The sequence below is a fragment of the Pseudomonas tremae genome, assembly GCF_001401155.1.
In the GTDB taxonomy this organism is placed as follows: domain Bacteria; phylum Pseudomonadota; class Gammaproteobacteria; order Pseudomonadales; family Pseudomonadaceae; genus Aquipseudomonas; species Aquipseudomonas tremae.
The window spans coordinates 111,149-135,542 of the sequence record NZ_LJRO01000181.1 but is presented as its reverse complement, the minus strand read 5'-3'; the positions used below and the strand labels follow the sequence as shown (position 1 = coordinate 135,542).

The 24,394-nt window shown below is 52.6% G+C and carries 23 protein-coding genes and 5 pseudogenes; 11 read left to right on the top strand and 17 right to left on the bottom strand.

Annotated elements, in window-relative coordinates:
• From ALO43_RS13130 to ALO43_RS13105, 6 genes are all read right to left on the bottom strand, one after another.
• Positions 1–1,754, bottom strand: a 1,754-nt coding sequence (locus tag ALO43_RS13130) for a DUF6531 domain-containing protein (protein WP_174518497.1), incomplete at its 3' end; no start/stop codon positions are given.
• 5 nt (positions 1,755–1,759) lie between these two features.
• Positions 1,760–2,227, bottom strand: coding sequence for a DcrB-related protein (locus ALO43_RS13125; protein ID WP_024671250.1), 468 nt, complete (start codon positions 2,225–2,227; stop codon positions 1,760–1,762).
• A gap of 34 nt (positions 2,228–2,261) precedes the next feature.
• The gene (locus ALO43_RS13120; RefSeq protein WP_024671251.1) at positions 2,262–2,843 is read right to left on the bottom strand and encodes a DcrB-related protein; all 582 of its coding nucleotides are present in this window, start codon (positions 2,841–2,843) and stop codon (positions 2,262–2,264) included.
• An 11-nt stretch (positions 2,844–2,854) separates the two neighbouring features.
• Entirely contained in the window at positions 2,855–4,699 is a 1,845-nt protein-coding gene (gene tssI, locus ALO43_RS13115) for a type VI secretion system tip protein TssI/VgrG (RefSeq protein ID WP_054997635.1), read from the bottom strand.
• A 64-nt stretch (positions 4,700–4,763) separates the two neighbouring features.
• Positions 4,764–5,492 carry a hypothetical protein gene (locus ALO43_RS13110; protein WP_053932003.1) on the bottom strand — a complete coding sequence of 243 codons (729 nt, stop codon included), beginning with the start codon at positions 5,490–5,492 and terminating at the stop codon, positions 4,764–4,766.
• A gap of 9 nt (positions 5,493–5,501) precedes the next feature.
• Positions 5,502–6,416, bottom strand: a complete 915-nt coding sequence (locus ALO43_RS13105) for a DUF5118 domain-containing protein (protein WP_053932002.1) — start codon at positions 6,414–6,416, stop codon at positions 5,502–5,504.
• 584 nt (positions 6,417–7,000) lie between these two features.
• On the opposite strand from ALO43_RS13105, the pseudogene ALO43_RS31840 reads away from it, so the two are divergent.
• Positions 7,001–7,676, top strand: a pseudogene (locus ALO43_RS31840) (polymorphic toxin type 46 domain-containing protein); the annotation flags it as partial.
• A gap of 158 nt (positions 7,677–7,834) precedes the next feature.
• Here ALO43_RS31840 and ALO43_RS13095 read toward each other — a convergent pair.
• From ALO43_RS13095 to ALO43_RS13080, 4 genes and pseudogenes are all read right to left on the bottom strand, one after another.
• Positions 7,835–8,839 (bottom strand): annotated as a pseudogene (locus ALO43_RS13095) (IS5 family transposase).
• A 428-nt stretch (positions 8,840–9,267) separates the two neighbouring features.
• A complete protein-coding gene (locus tag ALO43_RS13090; RefSeq protein WP_235662566.1) occupies positions 9,268–9,816 on the bottom strand; it encodes a hypothetical protein in 549 nt (182 codons plus the stop codon).
• 189 nt (positions 9,817–10,005) lie between these two features.
• The gene (locus tag ALO43_RS13085) at positions 10,006–10,920 is read right to left on the bottom strand and encodes a hypothetical protein (RefSeq protein WP_054997633.1); all 915 of its coding nucleotides are present in this window, start codon (positions 10,918–10,920) and stop codon (positions 10,006–10,008) included.
• Positions 10,921–11,502: 582 nt separating this feature from the next.
• Entirely contained in the window at positions 11,503–11,703 is a 201-nt protein-coding gene (locus ALO43_RS13080; RefSeq protein WP_054997632.1) for a hypothetical protein, read from the bottom strand.
• A gap of 209 nt (positions 11,704–11,912) precedes the next feature.
• On the opposite strand from ALO43_RS13080, the pseudogene ALO43_RS13075 reads away from it, so the two are divergent.
• The 10 genes and pseudogenes from ALO43_RS13075 to ALO43_RS13040 all read left to right on the top strand — a co-directional run.
• Positions 11,913–12,340: pseudogene (locus ALO43_RS13075) on the top strand (DUF6861 domain-containing protein); the annotation flags it as partial.
• Between the two features lie 114 nt (positions 12,341–12,454).
• Positions 12,455–12,760: a hypothetical protein gene (locus tag ALO43_RS13070; protein WP_053931999.1), complete on the top strand. Its 306-nt coding sequence runs from the start codon at positions 12,455–12,457 to the stop codon at positions 12,758–12,760.
• 1 nt (position 12,761) lies between these two features.
• Positions 12,762–13,160: a hypothetical protein gene (locus tag ALO43_RS28830; protein ID WP_174518496.1), complete on the top strand. Its 399-nt coding sequence runs from the start codon at positions 12,762–12,764 to the stop codon at positions 13,158–13,160.
• 13 nt (positions 13,161–13,173) lie between these two features.
• A complete protein-coding gene (locus tag ALO43_RS13065) occupies positions 13,174–13,497 on the top strand; it encodes a hypothetical protein (protein ID WP_054997631.1) in 324 nt (107 codons plus the stop codon).
• Between the two features lie 402 nt (positions 13,498–13,899).
• Positions 13,900–14,208, top strand: coding sequence for a hypothetical protein (locus tag ALO43_RS13060; RefSeq protein WP_053931996.1), 309 nt, complete (start codon positions 13,900–13,902; stop codon positions 14,206–14,208).
• 72 nt (positions 14,209–14,280) lie between these two features.
• Complete coding sequence (locus tag ALO43_RS13055) at positions 14,281–14,592, top strand: immunity protein Tsi6 family protein (protein ID WP_005895889.1); 312 nt, start codon at positions 14,281–14,283, stop codon at positions 14,590–14,592.
• 189 nt (positions 14,593–14,781) lie between these two features.
• Positions 14,782–15,045 carry a hypothetical protein gene (locus ALO43_RS13050; RefSeq protein WP_024671257.1) on the top strand — a complete coding sequence of 88 codons (264 nt, stop codon included), beginning with the start codon at positions 14,782–14,784 and terminating at the stop codon, positions 15,043–15,045.
• An 84-nt stretch (positions 15,046–15,129) separates the two neighbouring features.
• Positions 15,130–15,462: pseudogene (locus ALO43_RS28825) on the top strand (ADP-ribosylglycohydrolase family protein); the annotation flags it as partial.
• Positions 15,441–15,920 (top strand): annotated as a pseudogene (locus ALO43_RS13045) (HD domain-containing protein); the annotation flags it as partial. The pseudogenes ALO43_RS28825 and ALO43_RS13045, both read left to right, overlap by 22 nt.
• A gap of 3 nt (positions 15,921–15,923) precedes the next feature.
• Positions 15,924–16,271 carry a hypothetical protein gene (locus ALO43_RS13040; RefSeq protein ID WP_024671259.1) on the top strand — a complete coding sequence of 116 codons (348 nt, stop codon included), beginning with the start codon at positions 15,924–15,926 and terminating at the stop codon, positions 16,269–16,271.
• A 37-nt stretch (positions 16,272–16,308) separates the two neighbouring features.
• On the opposite strand, the gene ALO43_RS13035 is transcribed toward ALO43_RS13040, so the two are convergent.
• The 7 genes from ALO43_RS13035 to ALO43_RS13010 form a co-directional block, all read right to left on the bottom strand.
• On the bottom strand, positions 16,309–17,037 hold the full coding sequence (locus ALO43_RS13035; protein WP_024690912.1) for a hypothetical protein: 729 nt from the start codon (positions 17,035–17,037) through the stop codon (positions 16,309–16,311).
• A 156-nt stretch (positions 17,038–17,193) separates the two neighbouring features.
• Positions 17,194–20,070, bottom strand: coding sequence for a type VI secretion system Vgr family protein (locus ALO43_RS13030; protein WP_054997630.1), 2,877 nt, complete (start codon positions 20,068–20,070; stop codon positions 17,194–17,196).
• Positions 20,071–20,103: 33 nt separating this feature from the next.
• Positions 20,104–21,186: a hypothetical protein gene (locus ALO43_RS13025; RefSeq protein WP_024671262.1), complete on the bottom strand. Its 1,083-nt coding sequence runs from the start codon at positions 21,184–21,186 to the stop codon at positions 20,104–20,106.
• A 116-nt stretch (positions 21,187–21,302) separates the two neighbouring features.
• Positions 21,303–21,629, bottom strand: a complete 327-nt coding sequence (locus tag ALO43_RS13020) for a hypothetical protein (protein WP_054997629.1) — start codon at positions 21,627–21,629, stop codon at positions 21,303–21,305.
• Positions 21,630–21,698: 69 nt separating this feature from the next.
• Positions 21,699–22,724 carry an SEL1-like repeat protein gene (locus tag ALO43_RS13015; RefSeq protein WP_005895906.1) on the bottom strand — a complete coding sequence of 342 codons (1,026 nt, stop codon included), beginning with the start codon at positions 22,722–22,724 and terminating at the stop codon, positions 21,699–21,701.
• A gap of 97 nt (positions 22,725–22,821) precedes the next feature.
• Entirely contained in the window at positions 22,822–23,277 is a 456-nt protein-coding gene (locus ALO43_RS28820) for a DUF6396 domain-containing protein (RefSeq protein ID WP_235662565.1), read from the bottom strand.
• 376 nt (positions 23,278–23,653) lie between these two features.
• Positions 23,654–24,394 (bottom strand): IS5 family transposase (locus ALO43_RS13010; protein WP_235812529.1); only part of this gene is annotated, 741 nt, incomplete at its 5' end.

Sequence of the window (24,394 nt, the reverse complement as noted above, 5' to 3'; positions counted from 1 at the left end):
GTGCTGCCGTCGGGGTAATCGACCTGGGTTATCAGGGTGGTCAGGTGGTGATACTGATAGCGGATGCTGCGGCCCAAGGGGTCGGTTTCCTTGAGCAACCGGGCGAACTCGTCGTACTCGAAAGTCAGCTGGTTGCCGTCGGGCAGGGTCAGGCCGGTCATGTTACCGGTGTCGTCGATCTCGATGACGTAGTGATCGCCGTTGTAGTCGCGGCTGGAGGTGACGCGATGATCCTTGTTGTAGTGAACTTCCAGCTCGCGTCCCAGCACGTCGGTAACCCAGGTGGTGCGGGCCTTGCGATCGTAGCGGAAGTGGAAGTGTTCACCGTCGCTGGTCTGGTGCTCTACGACGCGCGATTGGCCGTCGATGGTTTCCCAGCGGTACTCACAGGTCAGGCCCAGCGCGTTGCTGTGGCGGGTCATGACACCATCGGTGTAGGAGAAGCGACGCATTGAGTCGCCGTTGCGGTTGAAGACTTCGGAGAGCTGACCGTTGCTGTCGTAGTGGTACTGGACGAGAGTTTCGACAGCCTCGTTGTCGACGATGCGTTTGACCGAACTGAGTCGCGTCGTCACCTCGTCGTAATGCAGGTGCACACGTACACCGCCCGTGGCGCTGATGTCGGTCAGCGTACCTTGCTCGGTACGGGTGAAATGCAAGAAGTGGCCGAGTGAGTTTTCGATGCGATCCAGCGGAACCGGTGTGTTGTCACCGGGCACTTCGCCAAAGTAGAAGAAGATGTTGTCCAGCGTCTGCAGCAGGTAATGACCGCCCTGTGTGCAGACCAGATAGACCTGCTCATGTGGGTTGTAGATGCGCTGGCCCGGTGCTACGTCCACGAACGGGACGGTGCGGCCCTGATTGTCGGTGAGGTAAACGAAGCTGCCGTTTTTGCGCAGGCTTTGCTCCCATGGCAGCACCCAGCCTTTACCCAGTACGCTGTCAACGTCCAGGTTGCTGGCGTAAAAGCGTGACCACTCTATAGGCATCAGGCCGGGCAAGCTGAAGTCGATCTCATCCGGGATCAGCTTGCGACCAGTAGTCGTGTCGACCGGGTTGCCGCTCAGGCCGCCGATGGCTCTGCGCGCCACCGGCTCGACCACATAGCGGCTGGCAACTTCGCCGGCCACGAAACCTGCTGTGAATTTAAGTGCGCAGGGCAACACTGCTTTCATGCCCGCCTGTGCCCCTGCCTTAAGCAGTTGGGCAATACCGCCTGCTGCTCCGGCCACCGCCATCAGCACATCGACGGTGGTACGCAGCCAGCCCGGAATTTCATCGTCTACTGGTAGATAGCGATACCTGCCGCCGCCGATGAATACGTTGTCGGAACCACCGGAGATAGTGGCGCCGCAGGTCAGTTTGTCGCCTTTGCGCGCCGCCGCCACACTGTTGATGAATACGTTGGTCGAGCCCTCGGCAATTTTGACCGGCCCCGGATGCTTTTCGCAGGCCCCGATGCTTTTCTCAACGTGCGCCGCCTTGCGGTTGTTGATGTAGACATTGGGCGATGCCGTGATGATAGTGCCGGAGGGTGAGGAGAACATACTCCCTATTGCCTCTCCTGCGGCGGTGAGCAGGCTACCTCCGATGCCTGCAGCAAGCCCTGCCAGAAGAGCCACGCCAAAACCGCACGTGAACGTAGCGATCGCTACGGTCGCAATGAGCGCAATACCTAGTACAGCCCCGATCAGGAAGCCTCCCAGGGCGCCGGTATGCGATATTTCGTCACCAAACCGTGCGGCCTCAAACATCAGCGTTACTCCTGATCGCCAGCGTCGGTTGGAGGGGCTTCAGGCAATCGAGCCTGGAAACTGGCCAGCAAGTCGTCCCAGCCCTGAGTCTGCTCGACGCTGAAATCCGTTTGAGACGTGGTCGAGAACACAATTGCGCGCTCTGGCTCGATTAGAAACGCTGCCTGACGCTGATAGTAAGGTCGCCCCTCGGTCATGTAGTACGCGTCAATCTGAACGCCCTCTATGGGCGCCACAGTCGAAAGGGAAACCGCTTTCCTGCTCAGCAGCGTGTAGCCACGCAGCTTGGACGACAGCATTTTGACCTGACGATCGACATAGGTTTTCAGCAGCTCTGAAGGCAGCAAGGTGTCTCTGGAGACCGTAATGCTCAGTGGCGCGGGAAGCGTCGAGCCCATCACGAACATGTTCACCGTGCGGTCCTGAAACCCATCTGGCAGCCTGATGCTGCCTTCGTGCAATTCGTAGTCCATGTGATAAGAATTCCTGAAGTCGAAAAATAAACAATCAGTGGGCGGCAAGACCACTCAACATGCTGTCGAAATCCGCCATCCAAAGACTGAGGTCCGGCTTGGTTGGATCGATCAGGCAAGAAATTTCCAGCCACTGCAGCACATCTTTCCCGGCCAGCGGAACAAGCGCACCTACCAGACGTGCATGGTGTTCCTCACTGCCCACTTTGAAGTGAAAATCCAGCGCCTTGGCAGCGCAGCCGGCAAGCGTACAGTCCCGGCGACGAATAATGCGCAGTTCGGGGTCATGTTCACGAAATGCTTGAACCGAATGCTCGAAAAGCGCTTCCAGAGTCTCCCCTTGCATCACATCCTTGCGTTTGACCGACAGCGTGAGCGTTTCGCCCTTGTACTCGACGGTGGCCTGGATCTCGCGAAACAACATGCTTTCTGGAAAGGCCAGTGTGAAACCACTGAAATTGAAGCTGGTGGGCACGTCTTGCAGGGGCGTGACCGGTTCTGGCTCAGGTTCGGGCACAGCTTCAACGACCGGGGCTTCCAGCGCGGCCTTGCGGGCTGCCTCTTCATCCGCGATGCGCTTGGCTGATATACGATCGTAAAGACTTGGTCTGGCCATGTCCTGCGTTCTCACTTGTTGATGTCGACGCGATCACCTTTGACGAAAGTATTTTCGCCAAGAATGTTGATCACCTTGCCTTTGATCTGGATGCCATCCGGAGTGATCGAAATGCTGCTGTCACCCACTTTGAGAAGAATGTACTGCTTGGCATCTATCTGGATAAACTTTTCGTCGACCTTGATCGTGTAAGCCCCATGCTGCACGTTCGTCACAGTATCTTTCTGGATGATTTCCGTATTGGTGCCGCCAACAGTCACCTTGCGGTTATTCCCCACCTCGTGCTTTTCATCCAGCTCGATTTCGGTGTCCATGTTGCGCTCGGCATGCACGATCACCTGTTCTGCACCGGCCTTGTCTTCAAAGCGGAAGAAGTTGGCTGTGCCGCCATCCCCCTTGGCCGAACGTGTCAGGAAACCACTCTGGGTCTTGTTGGCCGGCAGTGACCACGGCGGTGTGTTCTGGCTGTTGTACAGGCTGCCCATGACGAGCGGGCGGTCAGGGTTGCCATCAAGAAACACAACCACCACTTCGTCGCCGACGCGCGGGATCTGAATACTGCCGAAGCCGCCGCTGGCGCCGGACTGAGCGACACGGACCCAGCAGGAGCTCTTGTCGTCAAACTTGCCATAGCGGTCCCAGTGGAACTGTACTTTTACGCGGCCCATCTCGTCGGTGTAGATCTCTTCGCCTGGGGGGCCGACGATGATTGCGGTTTGGGGACCGGAAATGCCGGGCTTGAGCAGATCCATCTGAGGCCGGAACTTTATTTTTTTGCGTACGCTGTAAAATTTATTGGCGTAACCGGCTTGGCTATCTGAGGTGTAATTATTACTACCTCGGTGCTCAATACTCATTACAAGGAATTGGCGGTCTTCAGCAGAGCCTGCGTCATGTTCGTAATGCTGGGTTAGCTCGAAAGTATGGCCAGGTCTCAGAGCGCGACAATTACTAAGGCCAACAAATGTTTTGCCTTTGAGCTCCAGAGCTTCTATACGATTGCGCACTAACATCTCACCGTCCGCTGGCGTGCCATGGGTGTACTGCCCCATGTAGTCGTACAGCTCGAAAGACGGTACATCTCCTTGCTGGTTGAGGCTGTTCATGGTGACAGGAATACGGTTATTCGGCTGTCGATAATCAAACGTCTGCACCGAGATCTTGCTGGGCTGGAACTCGCGGGCAGAGGTCCAGCTTGTGATCGAGTCTGCCGTTTCAGTCACAGACGCTGTGTGAAAGCGTATTTGTGGCTGCTCGGGCAGAGGCGTTAGGACGGTCGAGTCGTCCATGATAATGAGGGTATGGCTATCGGCGGTGTGCTCAAAATAGAAAAACAACCCTTCATGCTCAAGCAAGCGTCTGATGAAGTGGCTGTCACTTTCTCTGTATTGAGTTATGTAGCTGTGTGGCTTGAGAGCACGGCTGACACGAAATTCATATCTCGCAAGCCCTTCATAGTTACTGAAGACTTTGGCAAGCACCTGCTCAACCGTTTGATCTTGATAGATTTGAGAGTCGAAGCGCTGCTCAAGAAACCCCAACCAAGAGCCAATATAAGCTGAGTATTTTGACATGCCGCCGTCGCTGCCATTGGCACCGAAGCCAAAGACATGGCCGTTAATGTAGCGACTGCCACCGGTCGCAAGCTCGATTTCGACTGTCGCAGACTGCCCAATGGCAGACTTTAGCTTGACGCCTGCATCATCAGAGATCAGCTCTAACTGAAAGCCGAAATCGCTTGAAAGCCCCTCTTGTCCTACAAATGACTCGAGCAGTAGCTCCTGCCCACCCGAGAGAGCCATTGTGAGCTTGAATAGACGTCTATTTTGGGCCGTAAACAAAGAGGAAAAATCCATTGCTTCAGATACTCCTTAACTGGTAAGTCGTCAGGCGTAGCCTGTTCGTAATGTCTATTGGAAATCAAGCACCCGACGACCCGCGCAAGGACGCTAACCACTTAAAAAGCCTCCCCAGCCACCAGCGACCGCGAGCTTCACGAATTTCATCAATCTGCATGAACGTGTACGCAGCAGGCATATTACGCTCCTTGGCTCGGAGTGTGCGAAGCCCTCTGATGACATGCCGCATGTAGAACAGTATGGCCATACAGCATCCAGTAAGGGCAAGCGCCGCAACTACACTGCCAGTTAGCAAGCCGAACGCCTGCAGGAAAATACCGGCCGCCAACGTGGTTGCACCCGCGAGCAAGCCAGTTTTATAGCTTGTTGATGGTTGTGAAGTGCTAGCAACACGCGTCTGGATTTTCTGTCCGTCATATTCAAATGGTTGAAAAGAAGGCTTTTTGTTGGCAATCGCATAATAAGCCAGCCATGTAATGATGGCAGGGGCTAGACTTATAATGAAAGCATTAAAACTGTTCTCTCCAAAAAAACTGGAAGTGGAAATATAAGCTACGTTACAAGCGAGGACTGTAAAAGAACCAACCAGTGCGCTAATGAGCGACGTCATGTAGGTTGTGTACTTTTCGCACAGGTAGACTAGGTATATTGTCCAGGCAAGCATCAAGGTTGCCGCCAAAAAATATACGTACCAGAAATACGTTAATTTGGATGGGCCAAAGGCCATAAAAAAAACAGTCGTGAAGAATGCTAGCCAACTGCTTTTTTTAAGGCTATCCGAATTAATCATTATGTTTTCTCATAGTTTTAACATGTCCCCGAGATCTCTATCCCATCCTTTATTAACGATGAGTGCCTGAACGCCTAGACCTGCCCCCCATCCAACGAGTATGACTAACGTCAATGGCGCTGCCCCCAGGGAAGCAGCGGTGAACACAACGCCAACAAAAGCACTTCCGGCCATTCCAGCCGCAGCTGAGGCAATATTGGTCGGCTGACTGTAAACGGACTTATTATAAAATTCTTTCGCTGTGCTGGAGTCTGAATAGTCAAGGACCATCTGCGGTCCGACAGCAAGAATTCCTCCTGCGGTCTTTCCTCCCAAGATTTTCAGAGCCCCTGTGGCTCCACCCTCATGTAACTGAGCAAGCTGATTCAGTGATGTTTTCGTGTTTGTTAGCGGTATGTGGGCAACTGAATTGTTGACCTTTCCCAAGATCTTGTAATGCTGCCCTACAGCGGTGATAGGTATCTCAAAGAACAATTTGTTATTTTTAGAGATGATATTGATGCTGCCTTTGAACGTCCTGCTGGCTGACTGGGCACCAGGACTGCCCCTGCTATTTGCCCACGCATTAAGTTTTGCTTTCTGCGAAGACGTCATGTCCAAAAGGTCAGTAACCTTTTGGGCCTTGGATGCTGACATTGCAACTCCGGCGGCACTTGCTATCGTTCCTGGTAAATTTCCGCCGGAAAACATTAGTGGACCGATTCCTGGAATATTGGCTGCAGCCTCCTGTAAGGATTTTAGCGCTTCAACTGAGACATCAGCTGCATATTTTAATTTTTGAAGCAGCTCATATAATAAGAGCGCTTTACTTTTATAGGCATCCGAGCTCATCTGCTCGTCGGGTGACGATAATTGGTATACCAAATATAAGGCGGCGTTGTAGTCATTAGTCTCGTAGGTACCGGCGAAAGGAGCCAGGGGCATATAAAAACTGCTAGCCGATCCGCTTGGGAATGTCTGATGACCTCCACCCAGAATACCGGGTTGTCTACGCTCGCACCTAAGTGCTGCAGAGGTAGGTGGGGACAAGAATCTGTTCATCCGTGCGTCTCCGTCGCTGTCAGATCACGTCGTTGGTTGAACTGACACGCCAAGCGCAGGCTCAGGATGTGGAAGACAATAGTGGGATGCCCAGATTCCTGAGACCAGGGGCTATGCTGTGGCGGTTTGGCCTTACCCATGGTCATATACATATCCTTGAATGCACCTACGGCTGCTACTGCGAAGAAATGCTAGCCAAAGGTCGGAAGCTGATACCTTCAGCCAGTCTCCAGAATATTTCGTCTTGAAATATTTTTCTACGGTTGATGCCGATTCGAGAAGTGTAAGGTTTCCTAAACGCCTGTAGGAGCCGTACTACAGCCGTCGCTTCTACTGAACCAGCGCTTCAGACCGTCCAGAAAGGCAAAAGTGCCACTAGCTATGCAGAAAGTAGCACTTTTCTCTAGGCCATTGCAGCTGGTGGCAGAACTGACGAAAAACCGAGCGGCTCTATACGATACGACATTTTGCAGAAAGGCTTTGCCACTCCCTAACGCTGGTGAGGGGCTGAAATCCGAAGGGTTCGACCCCACCGGTGGTTAGGCATACGAAATCCAGGAACGGACTGATCGTGCCGCCCGTCAATTTGCAAAGGGCCAAGAGCAACTGGTGCTGGTCTTTACGGCCATCGTGACCTATATGACTCGTGGGCAGGTCAAGGCAGGCCTCATGGGCGGCATGGATAGCATCGCAGCGCGGTGCCAAGCTTCAGGCAGAGATTTCAAACAAGCAGTTCGCGAATTGGCTGGCGCGTAATGAGCAGAAGTCGTTGACTTTGCCTGAGTTGCGGGTTAGTGAGCCTGCGCAGTTTAGAAAAGAATCACCTGACTTGGATAGTCCATATGAAGAGCCGCAACCGCAACCCATGCCTGAGCCGCCGGAGCTAGATACTGAAAAACTGGTAAAGCTGCGTCGCGTATACTTAAAAATATTTGGACGAACGGGTGACATTCTAAAAGGTATTCCGATCCGAGAAAATAAAGAGATTGCTGCGAGGTATTTTGAATCCAGAGGCTCCACTGAAGAGCGCTACAAGCCGTACATGGAAGGTATAGATTTTACGAACCCCGTCACCTTAGATACATCAACTCAGGCAAAAAACTATGGCAGTTTCAAGTTCCAGGAGGAAGGAAGGGTATGTGGTTGGCCACTATCATGCTACTTGCCAAAGACTACACGTATTATTCAAAATTGCTTATTTCTGGTTCAGCATGGCAACTATTTTTAGTGAACGATGAGCGCGTCTGTTTCAAATCTACACGCTATCTCAATGACCACTGGCCTTGCAAGACGCTTGGAGATCAATAGTATTGTATGCAGGTGGATGCATACGGGCGCACCCCTCTCATGGCCAGCAGCCGTTTTCGTACCATCCAAAGGTTCGACAAGGCAAACAGTGTGGCCTGTTGCGTAGTGTTTTTAGCCAGTCCGCGAATCCGGACTTTCGTATAACCAAACTGGCGCTTGAGCACACGAAATGGATGTTCAACCTTCGCTCGCGCTTGGGTTTTCGTGAACTCGATCTTGCGGTGTACCCGTATGATCAAACTGCTCTTGCCATGCTTTTTGTAACGGCTTGGACGGGCCGCAATTGACCATATCATCTGACGATCCTGATGCTTCGCACGCTTGTCCACGCGGGTGTAGCCTGCACCGCCAATGACATAGGTTTTCTCGCCGTGCAGCAACTGATCGACTTGAGTCACGTCCGCCACATTCGCCGCAGTACCCACCAGGCTATGGACTAAACCCGACTCGGCATCGACGCCGATATGCGCCTTCATGCCAAAGAAATATTAATTTCCTTTCTTCGTCTTATGCATCTCAGGATCGCGTTTGCCGTTCTTGTTCTTGGTCGAACTCGGCGCGTGAATGATCGTCGCATTGACCACTGTTCCTTGGCGCAGCATCAAACCACGATAACCCAGATAGCCGTTGATGACCTGCAAGATCCCGCCTGACGGCTCATGCTTTTCGAGCTAGCGCCGGAAGTTGAGAGTGGTGGTTTCATCAGGAATCCGATCCAGACTCAATCTCGCAAACTGGCGCAGGATCGTCGTTTCGTACAACGCTTCCTCCATCGCCGGATCGCTGTAGCCGAACCAGTTTTGCATCAGATGTATGCGCAGCACCGCCATTAACGGATAGACCGGACGGCCACCGTCGCCGTTGGGGTAATGAGGCTCGATCAGATTGATCAATCCCTTCCAGGGTACGACCTGATCCATCTCGATCAGGAAAAGCTTTTTACGGGTTTGCTTGCGTTTGTCAGCGTACTCGGCGTCGGCGAAGGTCATCTGCTTCATCAGGCGCCTCGGCGGTTGAGATCAGATATTCTGCCAAATCTGGAGGTCCTCTTCAGAGTTTCCTTAGCGCTGACAATATTGTGAACGTGCAGCCGCGCCCCTTTAGAGTAATCAGATCATTCTGCTGGATCTGGATCTGGATCTGGATCTGGATCTGGATCATGGTGGCCTTCATGCTCTCAGGGGTCGAAGTTCCTCGGCCCAATGCAGAACTGGGCTTGGGCAGCACAGCGATTATTCCGGTATTGTCAGGGTCAGAGTGTTGCCTCTGATGCCAAGTTGCCACAGGTGCTAAAATTTCAATGACGCTGTTGGCTGCTCCTTAAGCCATGCATGCTGGACTTAGAAATGGGGCAGCCTTGCGTCAGCAGCGGGTTCACTCCAAGATCAGCGTCCACATAAGCTCCCCCGCAGGGTTCTTGCACACATCAATTATCCGAAGACCTGCCCCTTGCGGTTGCCCACTTGAACAGTCTGCCCAGCCACCAGCGGTTGCGAGCATCTCGAATTTCATCGATTTGCATGAACGTGTATGAAGAGGACATGGTTTTTTCTTTTATGCGTAGCAAGCGTAAGCCTCTAATAACGTGGCGTGCATAGAACAACAAAGTCAAGCTACATGTGATAAGACCAAGCGTCGCAACTAGCCCGGAAGTGAGTGACCCCATCAATTTGATGAACATGCTGGCAGCTAAGGTTGTTATGCCAGCCACCATAGCTGGATTATATATGGTTGACCTATTTTTCTTTGTCTGCGGACGTGTTTGGACTTTTATTCCGTCATATTCGAAAGGATGAAAAGTCGGTTTGGTACTGGCCAGGAAAAGATACATCAAAATAGATAGAACCAGTGGCGACAAGCCGGTCCTAACCGTTAGGATGCTTTCTTTCCCCCAAAATTTTGCCGCCGCGAAATAAGCAGCGCTACTGGCGAGCAGAGAAATGGAACCTACTGCTGATATAAGCAGTGAGGCCATGTAGATCGTGTAGCTCTCGCATATATATATTAAATACAAAGTCCACGCGAGAGCCAGAAATGAAGTGAAAAAAAATAAATACCCAAAGTAAGGCAGGTTAGAAGGCGTCAGAGCTAAAAACAGGATCAGTATCCCTAGTAATATCCAGCATCCACGCTTTAGGTTATATGCGTCAATCATAGTCGGCTATCATCTCTGTAGTGCGTCCCCAATTTTTTTATCCCATCCGTTTTCAACAATTACCCACTGTACACCTAGGCCTACAATAAAACCGAAGCCAATTACCACTGCAAGAGGCGCTGCAGGTAAAGATAGCGCGCCCGTTATAACGCCTACCGCTGAGCCTCCGCCAATACCAGCAATAGCTGAAATAACGTTAGTTGGTTGACTATACGCGGATTTATTAGACAGCTCTTTCCAAGAGCTAGAGCTTGATGCATCGATCGCTAGCTGAGGGCCAACTGCTATTGCCATGCCGACATAGGGACCGCCTAGTGTTTTCAGCATTCCAGTGGCACCATTAGCATGTAGTCGGGCACTTTGGCTCAATGCGGTGTTAGTATTAATCAGAGGTATGTGGGCTACCGACTGTCCAACCTTGCCCTGTAATATATAATGTCGAGCTACAGCTGTTGTGGGTATTTCAAAAAATAACTTTCCCTCTTTTGAAATTATTCTAATTTTCCCTCTAAACGTTTTGCTCGCAGATCTGGCGCTTGCCGAACCCCTGGAGTCTGCCCAAGCGTTGAGCTTGGCTTTTTGGCTAGCGGTTAAGTCTAAAAGATCCATGACTTTTTTTGTCTGTGCCGCCACCATGACTGCCCCCGCAGCGGTAGCGGCGGTACCTGTTAAGTTTCCTGGCGAAAACATCAAAGGACCGATTTCGGGAATATTTTCAGCAGCTTGTTGAAGAGACGTTAAAGCCTCTGCCGAAATTTTTGCACCGGTTTCCAACCTCTGAAATAACTCGCGAAGTAACAAAACTCCTTTTTTTAATTCTTCTGCACTCAATTGTTCGTCAGGCGAGGACAGTTGATAAATAAGGTATAACGCAGCATTGTAGTCGTCCGTTTCATATGTGCCTGCGAAATTTGATAACGGCATGTAGTAACTGCTCGCAGTCCCTCCAGAGGCTGCCTGATAGCCTCCTCCCAGCAAGCCTGATTGCCTTTGAGTGCAGCTTAGACGCGCTGAAGTCGGTGGAGTTAGAACTTATTCATACAGACATCCTCGTGTCTGGGTAACTTAGCCACAATTGCTTCAAGGTAACATATTTTGCATATCCTAGCTCCCGTTAGCGGGTTGTAACCTTGGGCCGCGTATCTGGCTCTTGCCATGATACTGACCGTACCTTCCCTTTATTTCGCCTTGGCTGCAGCTTCCGATAGGCGTTTTGCCGCCGCGACCTCCTGGCCATTTCAATGCAAACCTCATAGATCACTTCAGCTTCCGTGAGCGCAGCATTAGCAGACGCCCCTATCGCTTCACTGTTGGTTTGCAGCATGACGACCCTCGGCGAACATCGTTAATGGGATACCGCGCTCCCATCATGACTGTCGAGCAAGCTGCAGACTAGTAATGGTCGACCGCCCAGAACATTTTCCCTATCCAAAGTAGCTGATGTGATTCAGACGCCAAGCGTTTCTTTACGCGTCTCGGCCATGGCGCCTACGCCTAATAGTAGGTTCAAGGCAAAACTTTCTCGTCACTTATCAAGGTAGGGTGAAGGTCGCGCACGCGGTCATACAGCGCCGAACGCTGCTCAACCACCGCCGTATAATCAGGCGCTTGGCCGAGTGCTGCAATCGCCTGATGCAACGTGACAAAGTCCGCCAAGCTGGACCTATCGATGCTGTCAGGCGCAGCCAGGTGACTATTGAGTTGCATTTGCTTTCCTGCTGGAGCTGAGTGCCGAAAGTAGCCTGTTTCTACGCCCTCGTCCCCGGCTGTATGACGGCCGGGGCTCGAACACCGGAATCCCAGAATCCTAGTCGACCGCCATTTGGGCTGGCTGGTGACAAGTACACCAGTCCGCAGTATGTGCACCGCTTGGCCCCGCCGTGTGCTGCTATCTCAGCACGAACATCATCTGGTAGGCGTCTATCGAGATCGAAGAGATTCTCCCGGTGCTGCTGCAACTGGTGAAAGAAGTGGCGATGATTCTCGGCGGCAGCGTTGCTGTAGGGACAATCGCTGGTGGCGTTGGCGGGGCGATTTTCTTTGGTGTGGGCGCCGTGCCGGGAGCGGCAGCGGGTATTGGTTTACAGGTTGGCAACCTGATCTTGTTGGCGCTGGGCCTTTCATCGTTCGCTGAATATTTCTACCAAGGCCTGCCTGCCTCTCTACCTTTCAGGAAGGTTTCGCGACTGCCTGGCACGCGGACGAAGGTCTGAAGCCTGAGGGCCTTGACCCTACCATTGATCGCGCAGCTCAGCAAATTGCCAAAGGCCAGGAGCAACTCGTGCTGCTGCTCTTTACGGCCATCGTGACCTATATGACACGTGGGCAGGTCAAGGCAGGCCTACAGATTGAACGGAGTGATTAGCCGAACCGGTGAGTCTTTTCAATCTATAATTCCTGATCGTGGAGATTGGGGAGCTCCCAAGCTGTTGGGTACAATATTTAACTAGAGGTACATATGGATGTCGAAAAGCTTAAACAAAAAACAAAAACGCTGCGTGAGGTGATTGAAGATTTGAAAAAATCAGATCACGTTGTTGAAAAGCTTCGGGCTGAGATCGAACCACTGATGAAGATGGCCGAGTCTGGCATGATAACAGCTAAGTTGCAGTGGAGCGACATTCCAGGGCGTTATCTATTTACCGAAGAGGGTCTGCAACAATATCCTCATCTTGAGCATGCTTTCGCAGAGTTCAGGATTGAGCTGACTGGTGGAGAGACCCCTTTGTTACGTAAATTGAAAAGGGAAATGGGGCAGGAATGAAATGCGTGTCACGATTAGTGAAGTTTCCCTCTACATTAAGTCTGGCAGTACAATTCCGAAACTAGTAATTACGGATTCCCCACTGGTAAAAATCGTACCAGTGGGGAAGGAAGTTAGCGACTATTCTCCCTTCTTTACTACTATGGACGAATTACGAAGAGCCAGTCAAAGCAAAGCTACGCTCGCTGATCTTGTTGGCCTTCCTTTAACCAGCGAAGCATCGAAATATTCTGTATTTGAAATAACTCCAATCAAGCCAACAGAAGTTTTTGTGAGCAAAGTCGCACCGACTACCGAGTTTGGTGGACGCGTTGCTAGGTCTGGAGATGTTTTTCAGAGCATAGTAACTAATCGTGGTGAATGGTCTGCGCCCAAGCTAATTGGCACGTTAGATAATTAGGAATAGTATAATTATGAACATTAAAGCTTTGAAAGTGGCTGCCAAAACGCTTCGTGATAAACTTGAATTTTACAAGCAGCGCGACTCTGGCGCTTCAATATTGTTGTTGAATCTTGAGAGCTTACTCTGCCGAGCAGAGCAAGGCGAAATAACAGAAATGGTTGAGCCGCGAGATATACCAGGATGCAAACTTTTTACCGAGACAAACTTACAAGCTTATGCAGATTTGGAAAAGGCCTACGCTGATTTTTGTCTTGAACTTACAGAGGTGCGCGAAACAGATGCGTATAAGATGTTGGCGGCCAAGATGGATAAGCGTCGAAAGTTTCTTCAATAGAGGACAGTGCGGCGTTTTTTTTTTGAGGCTGAAACGTTAAGGCGAAGACGTTTCTTCTCCTCTCGATAATTCCTTGGGAAAGGGCTGATTTTATATTAAAATTTTTCTGTGTTGCTACATATTTAGCGACCCTGTGACACGGATTATGCGCTGCCCAAAATAATATTTTAATGCTGGGCGCAGGTTCAATACTTGACATGATTCTGGGCGACAACAGAAACGTTCTGTTTTAATGTAATAATAGGCCGCATGATCTGCGCCCTGTGATATATGACATGTGCTCTGATGCAAGCATAGCTAATGCTATACTGAAATTGCCATGTTTAGAGTGGTGGTGGCTAAGCTGCTAGCGGTTTGTGTCTGTACGGATCAGCATAATAAAAAATTAGGAGGAACATTGTTATGGATATTAAAGCTTTAAAGGTGGCTGCCACAACACTCCGCGAAAAATTTGAAATTTACAAACGTCGCGACCCCGATGCTTCAATATTACTATCGCAGCTTGAGAGTTTGCTTTGCCGGGCAGAGCAAGGCCAAATAACCGAAATGGTTGAGCCACGAGATATTCCAGGTTACAAGCTTTTCACTGAGACACGCTTACAGTCATATAAGGATCTAGAGGCTGCGTACACGGATTTCTATATAGAACTCATAGAGGGGCGAGAAACTGAAGCTTACAAGATGTTGGCGGCTAAGATGGCTAAGGACTGAAAGGCTTATCGGAAATATATTTTTTGTGTGCCAAGTTTTCGATCGGTTCAGATTGATTGGTATGGGGCGTTTATGAAGTTCGAAACTTCTATGGGGTTTATAGATCACGCTATCGCCCTAATCAAAGAGCGTACAGCCCGCTATCCTGCGTTTACAGTCTATGCGGCAGTTCTAAATCAGCTTCTCTATATAAAATCCGTTTTTGAGGGTGTTGAAAAGGACAAGTCCAGACTTCATAAGCTTTCCATCGGTGCCCTTGCAGCCAAGGAATTCGAAGGGACAGATGACGAGCTGGCGCGAGCTTTGATGGATGTTTATTACATCGCGAATCAGTCAGCAAATGGGCTGAAAATTCAGCTTCCTGAAGGTCTGTGGCGTCCTTGAACAATCGGGTCAGGATGCCTTTCATAAGCACTGATGACGTTGCGCGAGTCGCTCGCAAGGCGGCTACTGATGCAGGCTACGGAGCGCTTAGAATGGGGTTGACTGGCGGAGAGGCTCCATTGCTTTGCCCTCTGAAAAAGGATTTGTCCGTGTCAATATGGCACGCTGAAGACGATTTCAAGAGGTGGTATGAGATTTAACGACAGTTTCATAAGTCGCGAGCTTAGGTTCTCTTTAGGTATTGAGGAGCCCTCTGGCCGTTTGTACGTATCATTCCCGGTGAGCAACAGCATGGTCGATTACGAGGAGTATTACGAAATCAACCAAGCCAGCTTTGATCTTTTCCATAGAGACCTCGATGCAGCGGAGGCATTTGTCATGGATTGCCGTAGAAGAGAGCGGGATGATCTTTTGATTGTGCAGCCAGGAACAAACCGTGGAACGGCTATTTAGTCGTTATCAAGCGGTATAGAATCGCCGAAAGGCAGCGACTTTTATCACGACTCTGCACTTTGAGAAATTACTCTGGAAGGACCCATGATTGACTTGAGAAGCTCCAGCGATACGCTCCATCGATACGTTGAGCGCTACTGTCACTTGCTGCCGCCGCCCTCTGCGCGGTTGCCGATAGAAAGGTCCGACTGGATAGCCTCAAGGGCATGCACCTTGACCGAAGGACAAGCGCTGGACCGTGCCAAAGGATGCTTGCTTGGACTGGCCATCGGTGATGCCGTGGGCACAACACTGGAATTTTTGCCTCGTGATCGTAGCCATGTCCATGACATGGTGGGTGGCGGCCCTTTCAATCTTAAAGCTGGTGAGTGGACAGATGATACGAGCCTGGCTCTTTGCTTGGCGGAAACCTGCCTTACACGACCCACGTAGCGATGGTTGCCAACGAGTTGATCTTTGCCCAGCGCGAAGAGTCCGTGGGTGCGTTTGAAGTCGCGCTGCCTGCTGCGTTGCTGCACGATGTGCTCGAAGACACGCCGGTAACTCAGGATCAGTTGGCCGAGGCATTCGGTGTAGAGGTCGCCTCAGCCGTGGCGTGCCTGAGCAAGAACCTGATCGTGCCGTTTTCCGAAGCGCTTTACTTCGCAGGGATAGCCAGCCACTCCAAAGAAGCAGCGTCGGTCAAGTTGTGCGATCGCATCACCAATCTCCAGTCAGCGCCGTCTACCTGGGCGAAGGCAAAACGAGCGTCGTATCTGGTTGAGTCCGCACAGATCCTGGCAGCCTTGGGGCATGCGAACGGGTATCTGCGGCAGCGGCTCAGCGACACGATGGCACGTTACGAGGCGCTGTATGTAGAGGGGTTTGAAGGCTGAGTGATGAGTTCGCATCATTGCCGGATCGTGGACGGGGAACTCTGGATAGAGAATCGGCGTGTCTGTATGCCTTATCCAGTGGATACGTTTCTGCTGTCGGGCGGCAACGTATTAGTCCGACTTGAGCCTTCGGCGGGAACGATCTTCAACCGGAATATCTTCGCTGTGTCGAAGACTGGCGAGGTGCTCTGGCAAATCGATGAAAGCTCACACGGCACACAGGCTGACAAGCCGTTCATGAGTCTTTACCGCGATGAAAATGATCAGGTTGTCGTGGGCTGCTGGAATGGTGTGACCTACGCAGTGGATGTCGAGAATGGCAAGATCCGGGTTATCCAGTTCGATAGATAGCGGCGTTGCGGGGTTGTCAGGTAGCAATCATCAAAAATCACGCATCCGACGATTTTCTCCAAGACGCGATCCACTTGAACAGCCTGCCCAGCCACCAGCGATTACGAGCCGCTCGAATCTCGTCGATTTGCATGAACGTGTAGGGGGTGGGCATGGTTTTTTGTTGAATGCGAAGCGTGCGCAGGCCTCTGATTATGTGACGTGCATGGAATAGCAACCCTATGGAAAAAGCCGTTAGCCCAAACATTGCAACCGCTCCAGCAGTAAGAGCCCCGGCTACTTTGATAAAAATACTGGCTGCCAACGTGGTTACGCCAGCCAGTAAAAGAGGGCTGTAGGCAGTGGATTTCTTTAGCTTTTTTTGCGGACGTGGCTGGACCTTGATTCCATCATATTCAAATGGATGAAATGATGGCTTTCCATTGACCAAAATCAGATACGTCAACGACGTCAGCACCGCTGGAACCAGCCCCGCCATGAGTGCAGCAGCACTTGCTTTGCCCCAGAATCTTGCGGCAACCAGATAGGTTGAGAGGGAAGCAACAAAACAGAAGAAGATCACTACTGCAACTAAGACTGAAATCGTATATAGAGTAAATCTTTCACACGCATAGACAAGATACAAAGTCCACATTAGTGCGCACAGAAAAATGGTGATGTATACAGGTCCGTAATACCTAATGCTTGAAAGCCCCAAAGCCAGTATGGAAACTAAAAAAACAAATAGAAACCAGGTAAATTTTTTCAGTTTGGTGGAGTCAATCATTACGGCCTCTCAATGTCGAGGAGTTCCCCGATCTTCTTGTCAATTCCGAATTCAGCCAGCGCCCACTGCACCGCTAGACCCGCGCGGGAGCTAACGCCTACGTCAACGCCTGACTTTGCTCCCTGAGGCGACCCGCTTGAACAGCCTGCCCAGCAATCATGCCTCCGACCCCGGATTACTCAATTGGTCGTAGGCATTACGGAACAGGCTGCGATTGTCGCGCGGGTTTACATCGGGGTGCGACGCGTTTTCGTGGCGGTGAAGCCCGCGGTTGGCCAGCTCTGCATTTTTGGCGTCGCCTTTGTAATCGCCCGCCACTGGCAGGTCGTAACTGACGCCGTTACTCAGGTCAATCTTGTACTGGCTGGTGGTGACGTGATGGTCGATGGCGATCTGTCCCGTGGCGTCCATCACGCCTTTTTTGACTTCGGCGCCGTCGCCGAGAATGGTGTACGGCTGACCTGTCCACGCTGCATAGCCCGCCGCACTACTAAGCCCTGCATAGGCCGTAAGCTTCTGTTTGATCGCGTCGGTTGGCCACGCCGGGTTGTCCCGGTTGAGTTGCGCAGGGCCGTTGAAGGTCTTTTTCACGCCTTTTACGTCGATGGTACCGGGAGCATGAATTTCGATATTGCCGCCCTTGATGCGGATATACGCCGCGCCGCTGGTCAGCAGGATTTCTTCCTGTGCGGCGATCTCGATGGTGCGGGCCGTCGAGGTGATGCGCACGCTTTCCTTTGCGGTCAGCTCGATGCTGTCGTTCTGAGCCTGTATTTCAATCTTGCCCTTTGCTGCAAATAGCTTGGCGCCTGCCGACTGGGCGAACAGGCTGATGCTTTGCGCAACGCTCACCAACAGTGACTTGCCGCTGGCCAGGTTGGTGTCCTCGCCGGTCGAGAGGGTCAACTGTTTGCCGCTGTGAATGTGGGTATTTTGTGGCGTGACGGTCACGATGTCGGCGGGCGAGGAGGCGACCAGTAAGGGCTTTTTATAGCCCGACGTCTGGCCCCGACCGCCGCTCATGATCGCCGCCTTGGTGTCACCGCCATTACGCTGTTGTGGACCACTGCTGACCTGGCTTTCGCCGCCACTGCCGTAATTGGCCTGTGTGTCGGCGTTGAGCTGCTCGAGGCTTGTGATACCGCCCGGCATCGGCAGCGCGTTGTGCTGCTCGGCAACATCCGACATTGCCTTGACCCGCGCCTGAGCGTTGCTCAGATGCTGCTGAGCTTCCTGCGTGTCGATCTGCCCGCCCAGCGCTTTGTTGCGCGGCCATGTGCTCAAGTACAGCCCCTGCTGGGCACGCAAGGCGCCGTAGGCGTCAGTGCGCAGTTCAAACCCTGCACCGCGCAACGCACCTCGCGAATTGCCCTGCTGATCGATCAGGTAACCAAGGTTTAGCTGGCTGTGCCCGTGACTGCTGTGGATCTGGGTCCTGACCTGGCCGGTGGAATCATCCATCACCCACTGGTTATAACCGCTCCCCTGAATCTCCTGACTTTTATAGCCACTCATCAAACCACTGGAATGCCACGCAGGCTTATGCCCGCCGTAGACCTGCCCCATGATCAGCGGACGGTCGATATCGTTATCAAGAAAGGTAACGACGACTTCTTCGCCTGCGCGCGGCACGTTGACGCTGCCCCAGTCCTGGCCGCTGCTCGACTGCATCATGCGCAGCCAGCACGAGCCCAGCTCGCCGTCTTTCATCAGACGATCCCAATGAAAGCGCACGCAAACCCGGTTCAGGTTGTCAGTGAAAACCTCATGCCCTGTGGGCGTCACGACAACGGCCGTCTGCGGGCCGGGATGGGCCGGTTTCTGATGGGTGAACGCGCTGCGATAGGGGATATCCAGACGCTGTGTTTCAAAGCGATTCAGGTAGAAGCCTTCATCGCCAACCGGCAGCGATGAGTGAGCCTGCACGGCGTCCAACTGTGTTTTCAGACTGCCAGGCGGGCTTGGTCGCGTCTTGCCGATCGGCAGGTTGCTCTGCACAAAAAACTCCACGGCGACGATCAGAAACTGACGGTCCTTGAGCGTCTTGAGCTCGTAAAGCGGATGTTGCGTCAGTTCAAAACCATGACCCGGCTGCATCTGCCGTACACCGCCCTGGCCCTGAATACGACGAGCTGCCGACTCATCCTGTTCGATCTGCACCCGGGCGAGCCATTCGCCCCGGCTGAGGTTCTGCCATGCGTACTGGCCACGGTATTGATAACGTTCAAGTTCTGGCGGCGCCGATGCAGCAGGCAATGCCATTGAGTGGTTAACCTGCGGCTGCGCATGACTGCGGTATTCGCTGCTGCTCCATTGCACCAGGCCATTGAGCAGGCGTGCACCGGGGCTCCACTGGGTGATGCTGTCGGTCAGGTCGGCGGCCTGCTGGGTGTGAAAGCGCAGGCTTTCAGGAGTCAGGGTGGGCAGCGACATGATGTTGTCGGTGAACACGATGCAATGACTGTCGTCCTTGTGTTCCACGTACCAGAAAAGGCCTTCCTGCTCGCACCAGCGCTGCACGAAGTTGGCGTCGGTCTCGTTGAACTGCGTCACGTAGGACAGCAGCAGGTAATCGCGCTGCAGGTCGAAGCGGTAGTTGGCCTGGGCCTGGCTGTAGCGTTGAAACACCTGAGCAAGGATGTCCGGCAAGCTCATCTCCTGCCAGATCCGGCAATCAATTCGGTATTCCAGCAGGCTGAACCACGGCGCAAACACCACTTGCCAGTCCTCAAGCCCGCCATCGCTGCCGAGATAACGCAAACTCTCGACCCAGCCATGCCGAGGGCTCAGGCTGCCGTCGTCGAGGCGGATGCTCAGTTGCACCGCCTGACCGATCAGTTTCTCCGGATCAAAGCTGTTGGTCTGATTGATCACATCGACCGTGTAGCGGGCCACGTGGCTCAGACGCTCCACGGCATGTGCACGCAGCGCAAACAGTTCCTGACCTTGTGGCGTCTTCAATTCCAGCAGGCGACCGGCCTGACTGAGCGGCCCGCTGAAAGCGTTCATGGCGGCGTCGAGTATCGAGTTCATAGGTGCATCCCTTTATTACAATTCCTTGGGTGGTCAGCCGATCAGCCAGCCCTGAGTCTGATCCGCGCAACCACGGTCCAGTATCCACGCGGCGCTGCCCGGTTCTGCGCTGGCAGCCAGCCACGCAAGCCCGATCTGCGTCCATTGTTCAGTAGCAGTCCCGACCCGGGCGCCCAGCGTGCTCAGGCGGATCTGGCGTTCCAGATCGAGGTCAGGCAAAGAGGCCCGAGCGTAATGATGGAGCTGCTGCAAACGCTGCCCATCGAACGCGCCATCACCGATCAGCACCTTGATTCGGTTTGCATCCAAACCGGTTTGAGTGCCCAGCCCGGCGATCAGGCTTTCCAGCACCGTCGTGTCAGTGCGGGTCTGTGAGTAGCGGCTGGCGTGGCGTTCAGTGATAGGCGCATACAGTTTAAGAGCGCTTTCGCGCAGCGGTTCAGGCGGGCTGGACTCGCGTTGCAGCAGGACCGCGCTGACCGCTTCCCCTGCCATTTCGTCGAGAGCACCGACTTTCATCTGCTCCTTGCAGGCCCAGGTGTCCAGGCTCAGGCACAACAGATAGGGCGCGCCATAGCTTTGCCCCAAGGCCTCGGGCAACCACTGCGCCACTGACTGCGTGGTGACGTCAAACGCGTAATAAGGCAGTTGATCGCGAGGCCACAGCCGGCACACGGCGGCCAGCCAGTCCAGTTCACTGAGCGCCGTCGGTGTAAACAACATGACCTGAGTGTTCGACCAGTCAACCTGTGAACAAAACGCCTCATCCCACTGAGCAAACATCGCCTTGAGAATCTCGACAGCCCGCCCAGCCGCATCGACAGCAGGCGACCGAACAGCCGGCGTATCCAGACGGCGCAGAGGCCGTCGCAAACTGCGCGAGTCGACCAGACGCGGATCGTGATCAAAATCCGCACGGCGCAGCGCCAGCTCATCAGCCGTCAGCGGCGCGTCGAATACACCGCAAGGCAACCACACCCAGGCATTCACCACTGCCACAGAGCCGGACGTGAAATTGCCCTTCGGCAACTGCGCCTCGACGACGCGCTGCCGTTCAAGATCGGCCAGGCGCTTTTCAGACAGCCGATCGTAAATATTCCTGCGAGGAGGGAGCATTTCTTTTCCTTAAGAGAGAGAGCGAGGTTTTGAAGGTCGCGCTGTCGTGTATCAAGCAGGCATGACGCGCCTGATTGAACTGCATTCGGTTTATCCGGTGATGCGCAGCACGCCGCTTAACGGGCCTGATACTTTTGCATCAGACTTTTAAGGACTGAAAGCACTGTGAGTGCCAGCGCAATACACAGGCTTATTATGCTGGTAAGCTCCATTGTATCCTGTAACGAGCGCGAGTCATCTGGTACTCCAGACCCACTAACAGCACCGGCTCGCGCTGCAATATTGACAAACCCCAGCCCCACGCCAACAAGGAAAAAAGCGCCCGCTGTTTTGAACAGCCTACGAGCAGTGAACACCTTTGAGAACCCATCCCGCTTAACTGCCCTGGACAGTTTTGGATAAATGATGATCAGCAAGATTATTGCGATAATGCATGTTGTCATGGTGATGCTCCTGTACACGATAAAAAGAAATGCAGTCCCTCGCAGTGTTTTGCCAGCTAATCGGTCTGGCTATTTTTTGGTCAAAGGCATGCCTGTAGCAGGGTCAAGTTCTTTCGCCTGACTGAGCGTTCGGATCATGTCTTCCGAGGGCTTTTCAGCAGGGGGCGTGGACTCACGTTTTTTCAGCCATTCGAACGTGCCATCCCAATCCGGAAGTTTGGCCGGGGGGAGGGGGACGATTTGGTCGACGTCTGGGACTTTTGGTCCGAGGTATTGATTGTCTGTAAGGAATTTGCGTACTTTCTCCAGACGCTCCACACGTTCCTCATCTCGTTGCAAGGCCATGTAGTAAAGCTCTTCGGATGGTGGCGGGCCTTTAAACGCGCGTTCCAAGTTGCGTGCTGCATCGTAGTCACCGTTTCGAATTGCGGTGTGAAAGCCGGTAACCGCATCCGCATAACGGCCAACAACTTTTGAATAGCTTGCGTAATGAACGCCTGCTGGCCCATTACCTTGCTCCATCGCGCATTTGTACATTGATTGCATTACATCGGCTGTGTCAGGGATTTTGGAAAGTAGCCGGGCGACATAATATTGTGCATCGGGATTGCCTTGGTCGGCAGCTTTGCGAAAGTAGGCGTTGGCGCTACTCGTATCTCGCTTCACGCCATAGCCTATTTCCAGATAATGGCCCATATCATAATAGCCGCCCGGAATACCTCGTGCTATCAGATCCTTTACGATATCAATCACTTCCTTACTGCGACTGGCACTTTCAACAACGCCTTGAGCGATCAAGCCGTGCAGATTGGTTGCCGCTCTATAGTTACCTGCTGCATAAGCCAGACGGTAGTATCTGCCTATTTGCAGATAGTCTTTGGTGCCTTTTTTCGATTCCAGAAATAGGGCATAGCGATACAGCACCTGAGCATCCTCGCTTATCGCGGGCAAGTGGTCTGCTTCGTGAGTGCAGACAAACGAAAGCCTCTCCATGGCCTTGGCCATGTCTTCATCAGTAACGCTGTCATGGCCTTCCTTTTCGCAAGCGCAGAGGCTTGTGATAAGAATTGCCAGAAAAACCAGCCTCTTTAACATTTCCACTCCCTTGTGTGCCTATTTGCGGGGCAAGACTCCCGGAATTGGAGTCCTTTCCTTTGCGTATGCACCGGGTATGACCCCGCGCATGCCTTCTTCACTTCGATACAGGTAGCGGAATACCTGTTTTAGGATCGAGATTTTTTTCTGTCGCCATCCGTTGAATCAGCTCCTCGGACGGAGGTGCAGGTGGTGCGGAAGAGTCGCGATCACGCTTCCATTTGAACGTGCCGTCCCACTCCGGTAATGGTGCTGGTGGAAGTGGGACAATGTCATCCAGGTCAGGGATTTTAGCGCCTAAGTGTTCGTGATGAACTAAGAAGTCGCTGATTTTATCGTATCTTGCGGCTCGTACTTCATCTCTTTCTAGCGCTAAATAGTAAAGTCTGTCAGTAGGTATTCTATCTTCAAAACCGCGTGCCAGACGATGAGCACTAATGTTGTCGCCACCTTTAACTGAGAACTGGTAACCAGCTACGGCATCTTTGTAGTCGTGTATTGCTGAAGCATAGTTGGAATATTTTCTTGCCGCCTGCGAATGGCCTTGCTCCATTGCACATTTATACATTGACTGCATTATGTCCGCAGTGTTAGGGATCTCGCCTATCAACTGGGCAATATATAATATTGCGCGTCCGGATTGCCTAAGTCAGCTGCTCTCCGAAGATAGGCGCGAGAGCCAGGTATGTCTTTCTTCACTCCGTAGCCTATCTCCAAATAGTGCCCCATATCATAGTAAGCCCCAGGCACGTTTTTAGATATGTAGTATTTTGCTAAATTGATGACTTCTTTTTGGGCTCCTACGGATGCTCCGAGCAACTTGCTTTTACAGCGTCCGCAAGTCGTAATTTTCTCAGCACGCAGCGCCATTTGCTGAAAACGGCCTAGTGCAGCGGGCGTCGAGGGCGTTTCTCGCCCGGTTCTGCGTGTTAAGAGCGCAACTCACCCATACCCATTAGCTGTTTTCGAGCCATCCACAGATTCGACAGGGCGAACAGCGTGGTCAGCTGAGCTGTGTTTTTCATCAGCCCACGAAAGCGCACTTTCACGTAGCCAAACTGACGCTTGATTACGCGAAACGGATGCTCGACCTTGGCCCGTGTCTGAGCTTTGCAGTACTCGATCTTGCGCTTGGCCTTGTAGAGCACGCTGCGTTTATTGAGCCTGGAGTACGTGCTGCGCCGCGCGGCGATTTGCCAGATGACCTGACGATTTTCATGTTCCTCACGCTTCTCGACACCGGTATATCCAGCGTCTGCATAAACCGCGTTTTCTTCGCCATGCAGCAGCTCGGCGACCTGCGTGACATCGGCCACATTCGCCGCAGAGCCATGAACATGATGAACCAGTCCCGACTCCGCATCGGCGCCGATATGCGCCTTCATCCCGAAGAAGTATTGGTTACCTTTCTTGGTTTGATGCATCTCGGGATCGCGCTTTCCTTCCTCGTTCTTGGTCGAGCAAGGGGCATGAATGATGGTGGCATCGACGATGGTGCCCTGGCGCAGGGACAGGCCTTTGTCTTGCAGATAACCATTGATGACCGCGAGGATCGCAGGGGCCAGTTGATGCTTTTCCAGCAGATGCCGGAAGTTCATGATCGTGGTGTCTTCAGGTATCGGGGCGCTCAAGGTCAGGCGTGCAAACTGTCGCATGGGCGTGATTTCGTA

Excerpts from the sequence above, each read along its gene's own strand:
- ALO43_RS13125 (WP_024671250.1), bottom strand. The coding sequence starts at position 2,227 with ATGGACTACGAATTGCACGAAGGCAGCATCAGGCTGCCAGATGGGTTT.
- ALO43_RS13070 (WP_053931999.1), top strand. The coding sequence starts at position 12,455 with ATGGATGTCGAAAAGCTTAAACAAAAAACAAAAACGCTGCGTGAGGTG.
- ALO43_RS13065 (WP_054997631.1), top strand. The coding sequence starts at position 13,174 with ATGAACATTAAAGCTTTGAAAGTGGCTGCCAAAACGCTTCGTGATAAA.
- ALO43_RS28830 (WP_174518496.1), top strand. The coding sequence starts at position 12,762 with ATGCGTGTCACGATTAGTGAAGTTTCCCTCTACATTAAGTCTGGCAGT.
- ALO43_RS13055 (WP_005895889.1), top strand. The coding sequence starts at position 14,281 with ATGAAGTTCGAAACTTCTATGGGGTTTATAGATCACGCTATCGCCCTA.
- ALO43_RS13090 (WP_235662566.1), bottom strand. The coding sequence starts at position 9,816 with ATGGCCTCACTGCTTATATCAGCAGTAGGTTCCATTTCTCTGCTCGCC.
- ALO43_RS13120 (WP_024671251.1), bottom strand. The coding sequence starts at position 2,843 with ATGGCCAGACCAAGTCTTTACGATCGTATATCAGCCAAGCGCATCGCG.
- ALO43_RS13105 (WP_053932002.1), bottom strand. The coding sequence starts at position 6,416 with ATGCCCCTGGCTCCTTTCGCCGGTACCTACGAGACTAATGACTACAAC.
- ALO43_RS13025 (WP_024671262.1), bottom strand. The coding sequence starts at position 21,186 with ATGCTCCCTCCTCGCAGGAATATTTACGATCGGCTGTCTGAAAAGCGC.
- ALO43_RS13015 (WP_005895906.1), bottom strand. The coding sequence starts at position 22,724 with ATGTTAAAGAGGCTGGTTTTTCTGGCAATTCTTATCACAAGCCTCTGC.
- tssI (WP_054997635.1), bottom strand. The coding sequence starts at position 4,699 with ATGGATTTTTCCTCTTTGTTTACGGCCCAAAATAGACGTCTATTCAAG.
- ALO43_RS28820 (WP_235662565.1), bottom strand. The coding sequence starts at position 23,277 with ATGGAGCAAGGCCATTCGCAGGCGGCAAGAAAATATTCCAACTATGCT.
- ALO43_RS13020 (WP_054997629.1), bottom strand. The coding sequence starts at position 21,629 with ATGACAACATGCATTATCGCAATAATCTTGCTGATCATCATTTATCCA.
- ALO43_RS13040 (WP_024671259.1), top strand. The coding sequence starts at position 15,924 with ATGAGTTCGCATCATTGCCGGATCGTGGACGGGGAACTCTGGATAGAG.
- ALO43_RS13110 (WP_053932003.1), bottom strand. The coding sequence starts at position 5,492 with ATGATTAATTCGGATAGCCTTAAAAAAAGCAGTTGGCTAGCATTCTTC.
- ALO43_RS13035 (WP_024690912.1), bottom strand. The coding sequence starts at position 17,037 with ATGATTGACTCCACCAAACTGAAAAAATTTACCTGGTTTCTATTTGTT.
- ALO43_RS13060 (WP_053931996.1), top strand. The coding sequence starts at position 13,900 with ATGGATATTAAAGCTTTAAAGGTGGCTGCCACAACACTCCGCGAAAAA.
- ALO43_RS13085 (WP_054997633.1), bottom strand. The coding sequence starts at position 10,920 with ATGCCGTTATCAAATTTCGCAGGCACATATGAAACGGACGACTACAAT.
- ALO43_RS13030 (WP_054997630.1), bottom strand. The coding sequence starts at position 20,070 with ATGAACTCGATACTCGACGCCGCCATGAACGCTTTCAGCGGGCCGCTC.
- ALO43_RS13050 (WP_024671257.1), top strand. The coding sequence starts at position 14,782 with ATGAGATTTAACGACAGTTTCATAAGTCGCGAGCTTAGGTTCTCTTTA.
- ALO43_RS13080 (WP_054997632.1), bottom strand. The coding sequence starts at position 11,703 with ATGCAACTCAATAGTCACCTGGCTGCGCCTGACAGCATCGATAGGTCC.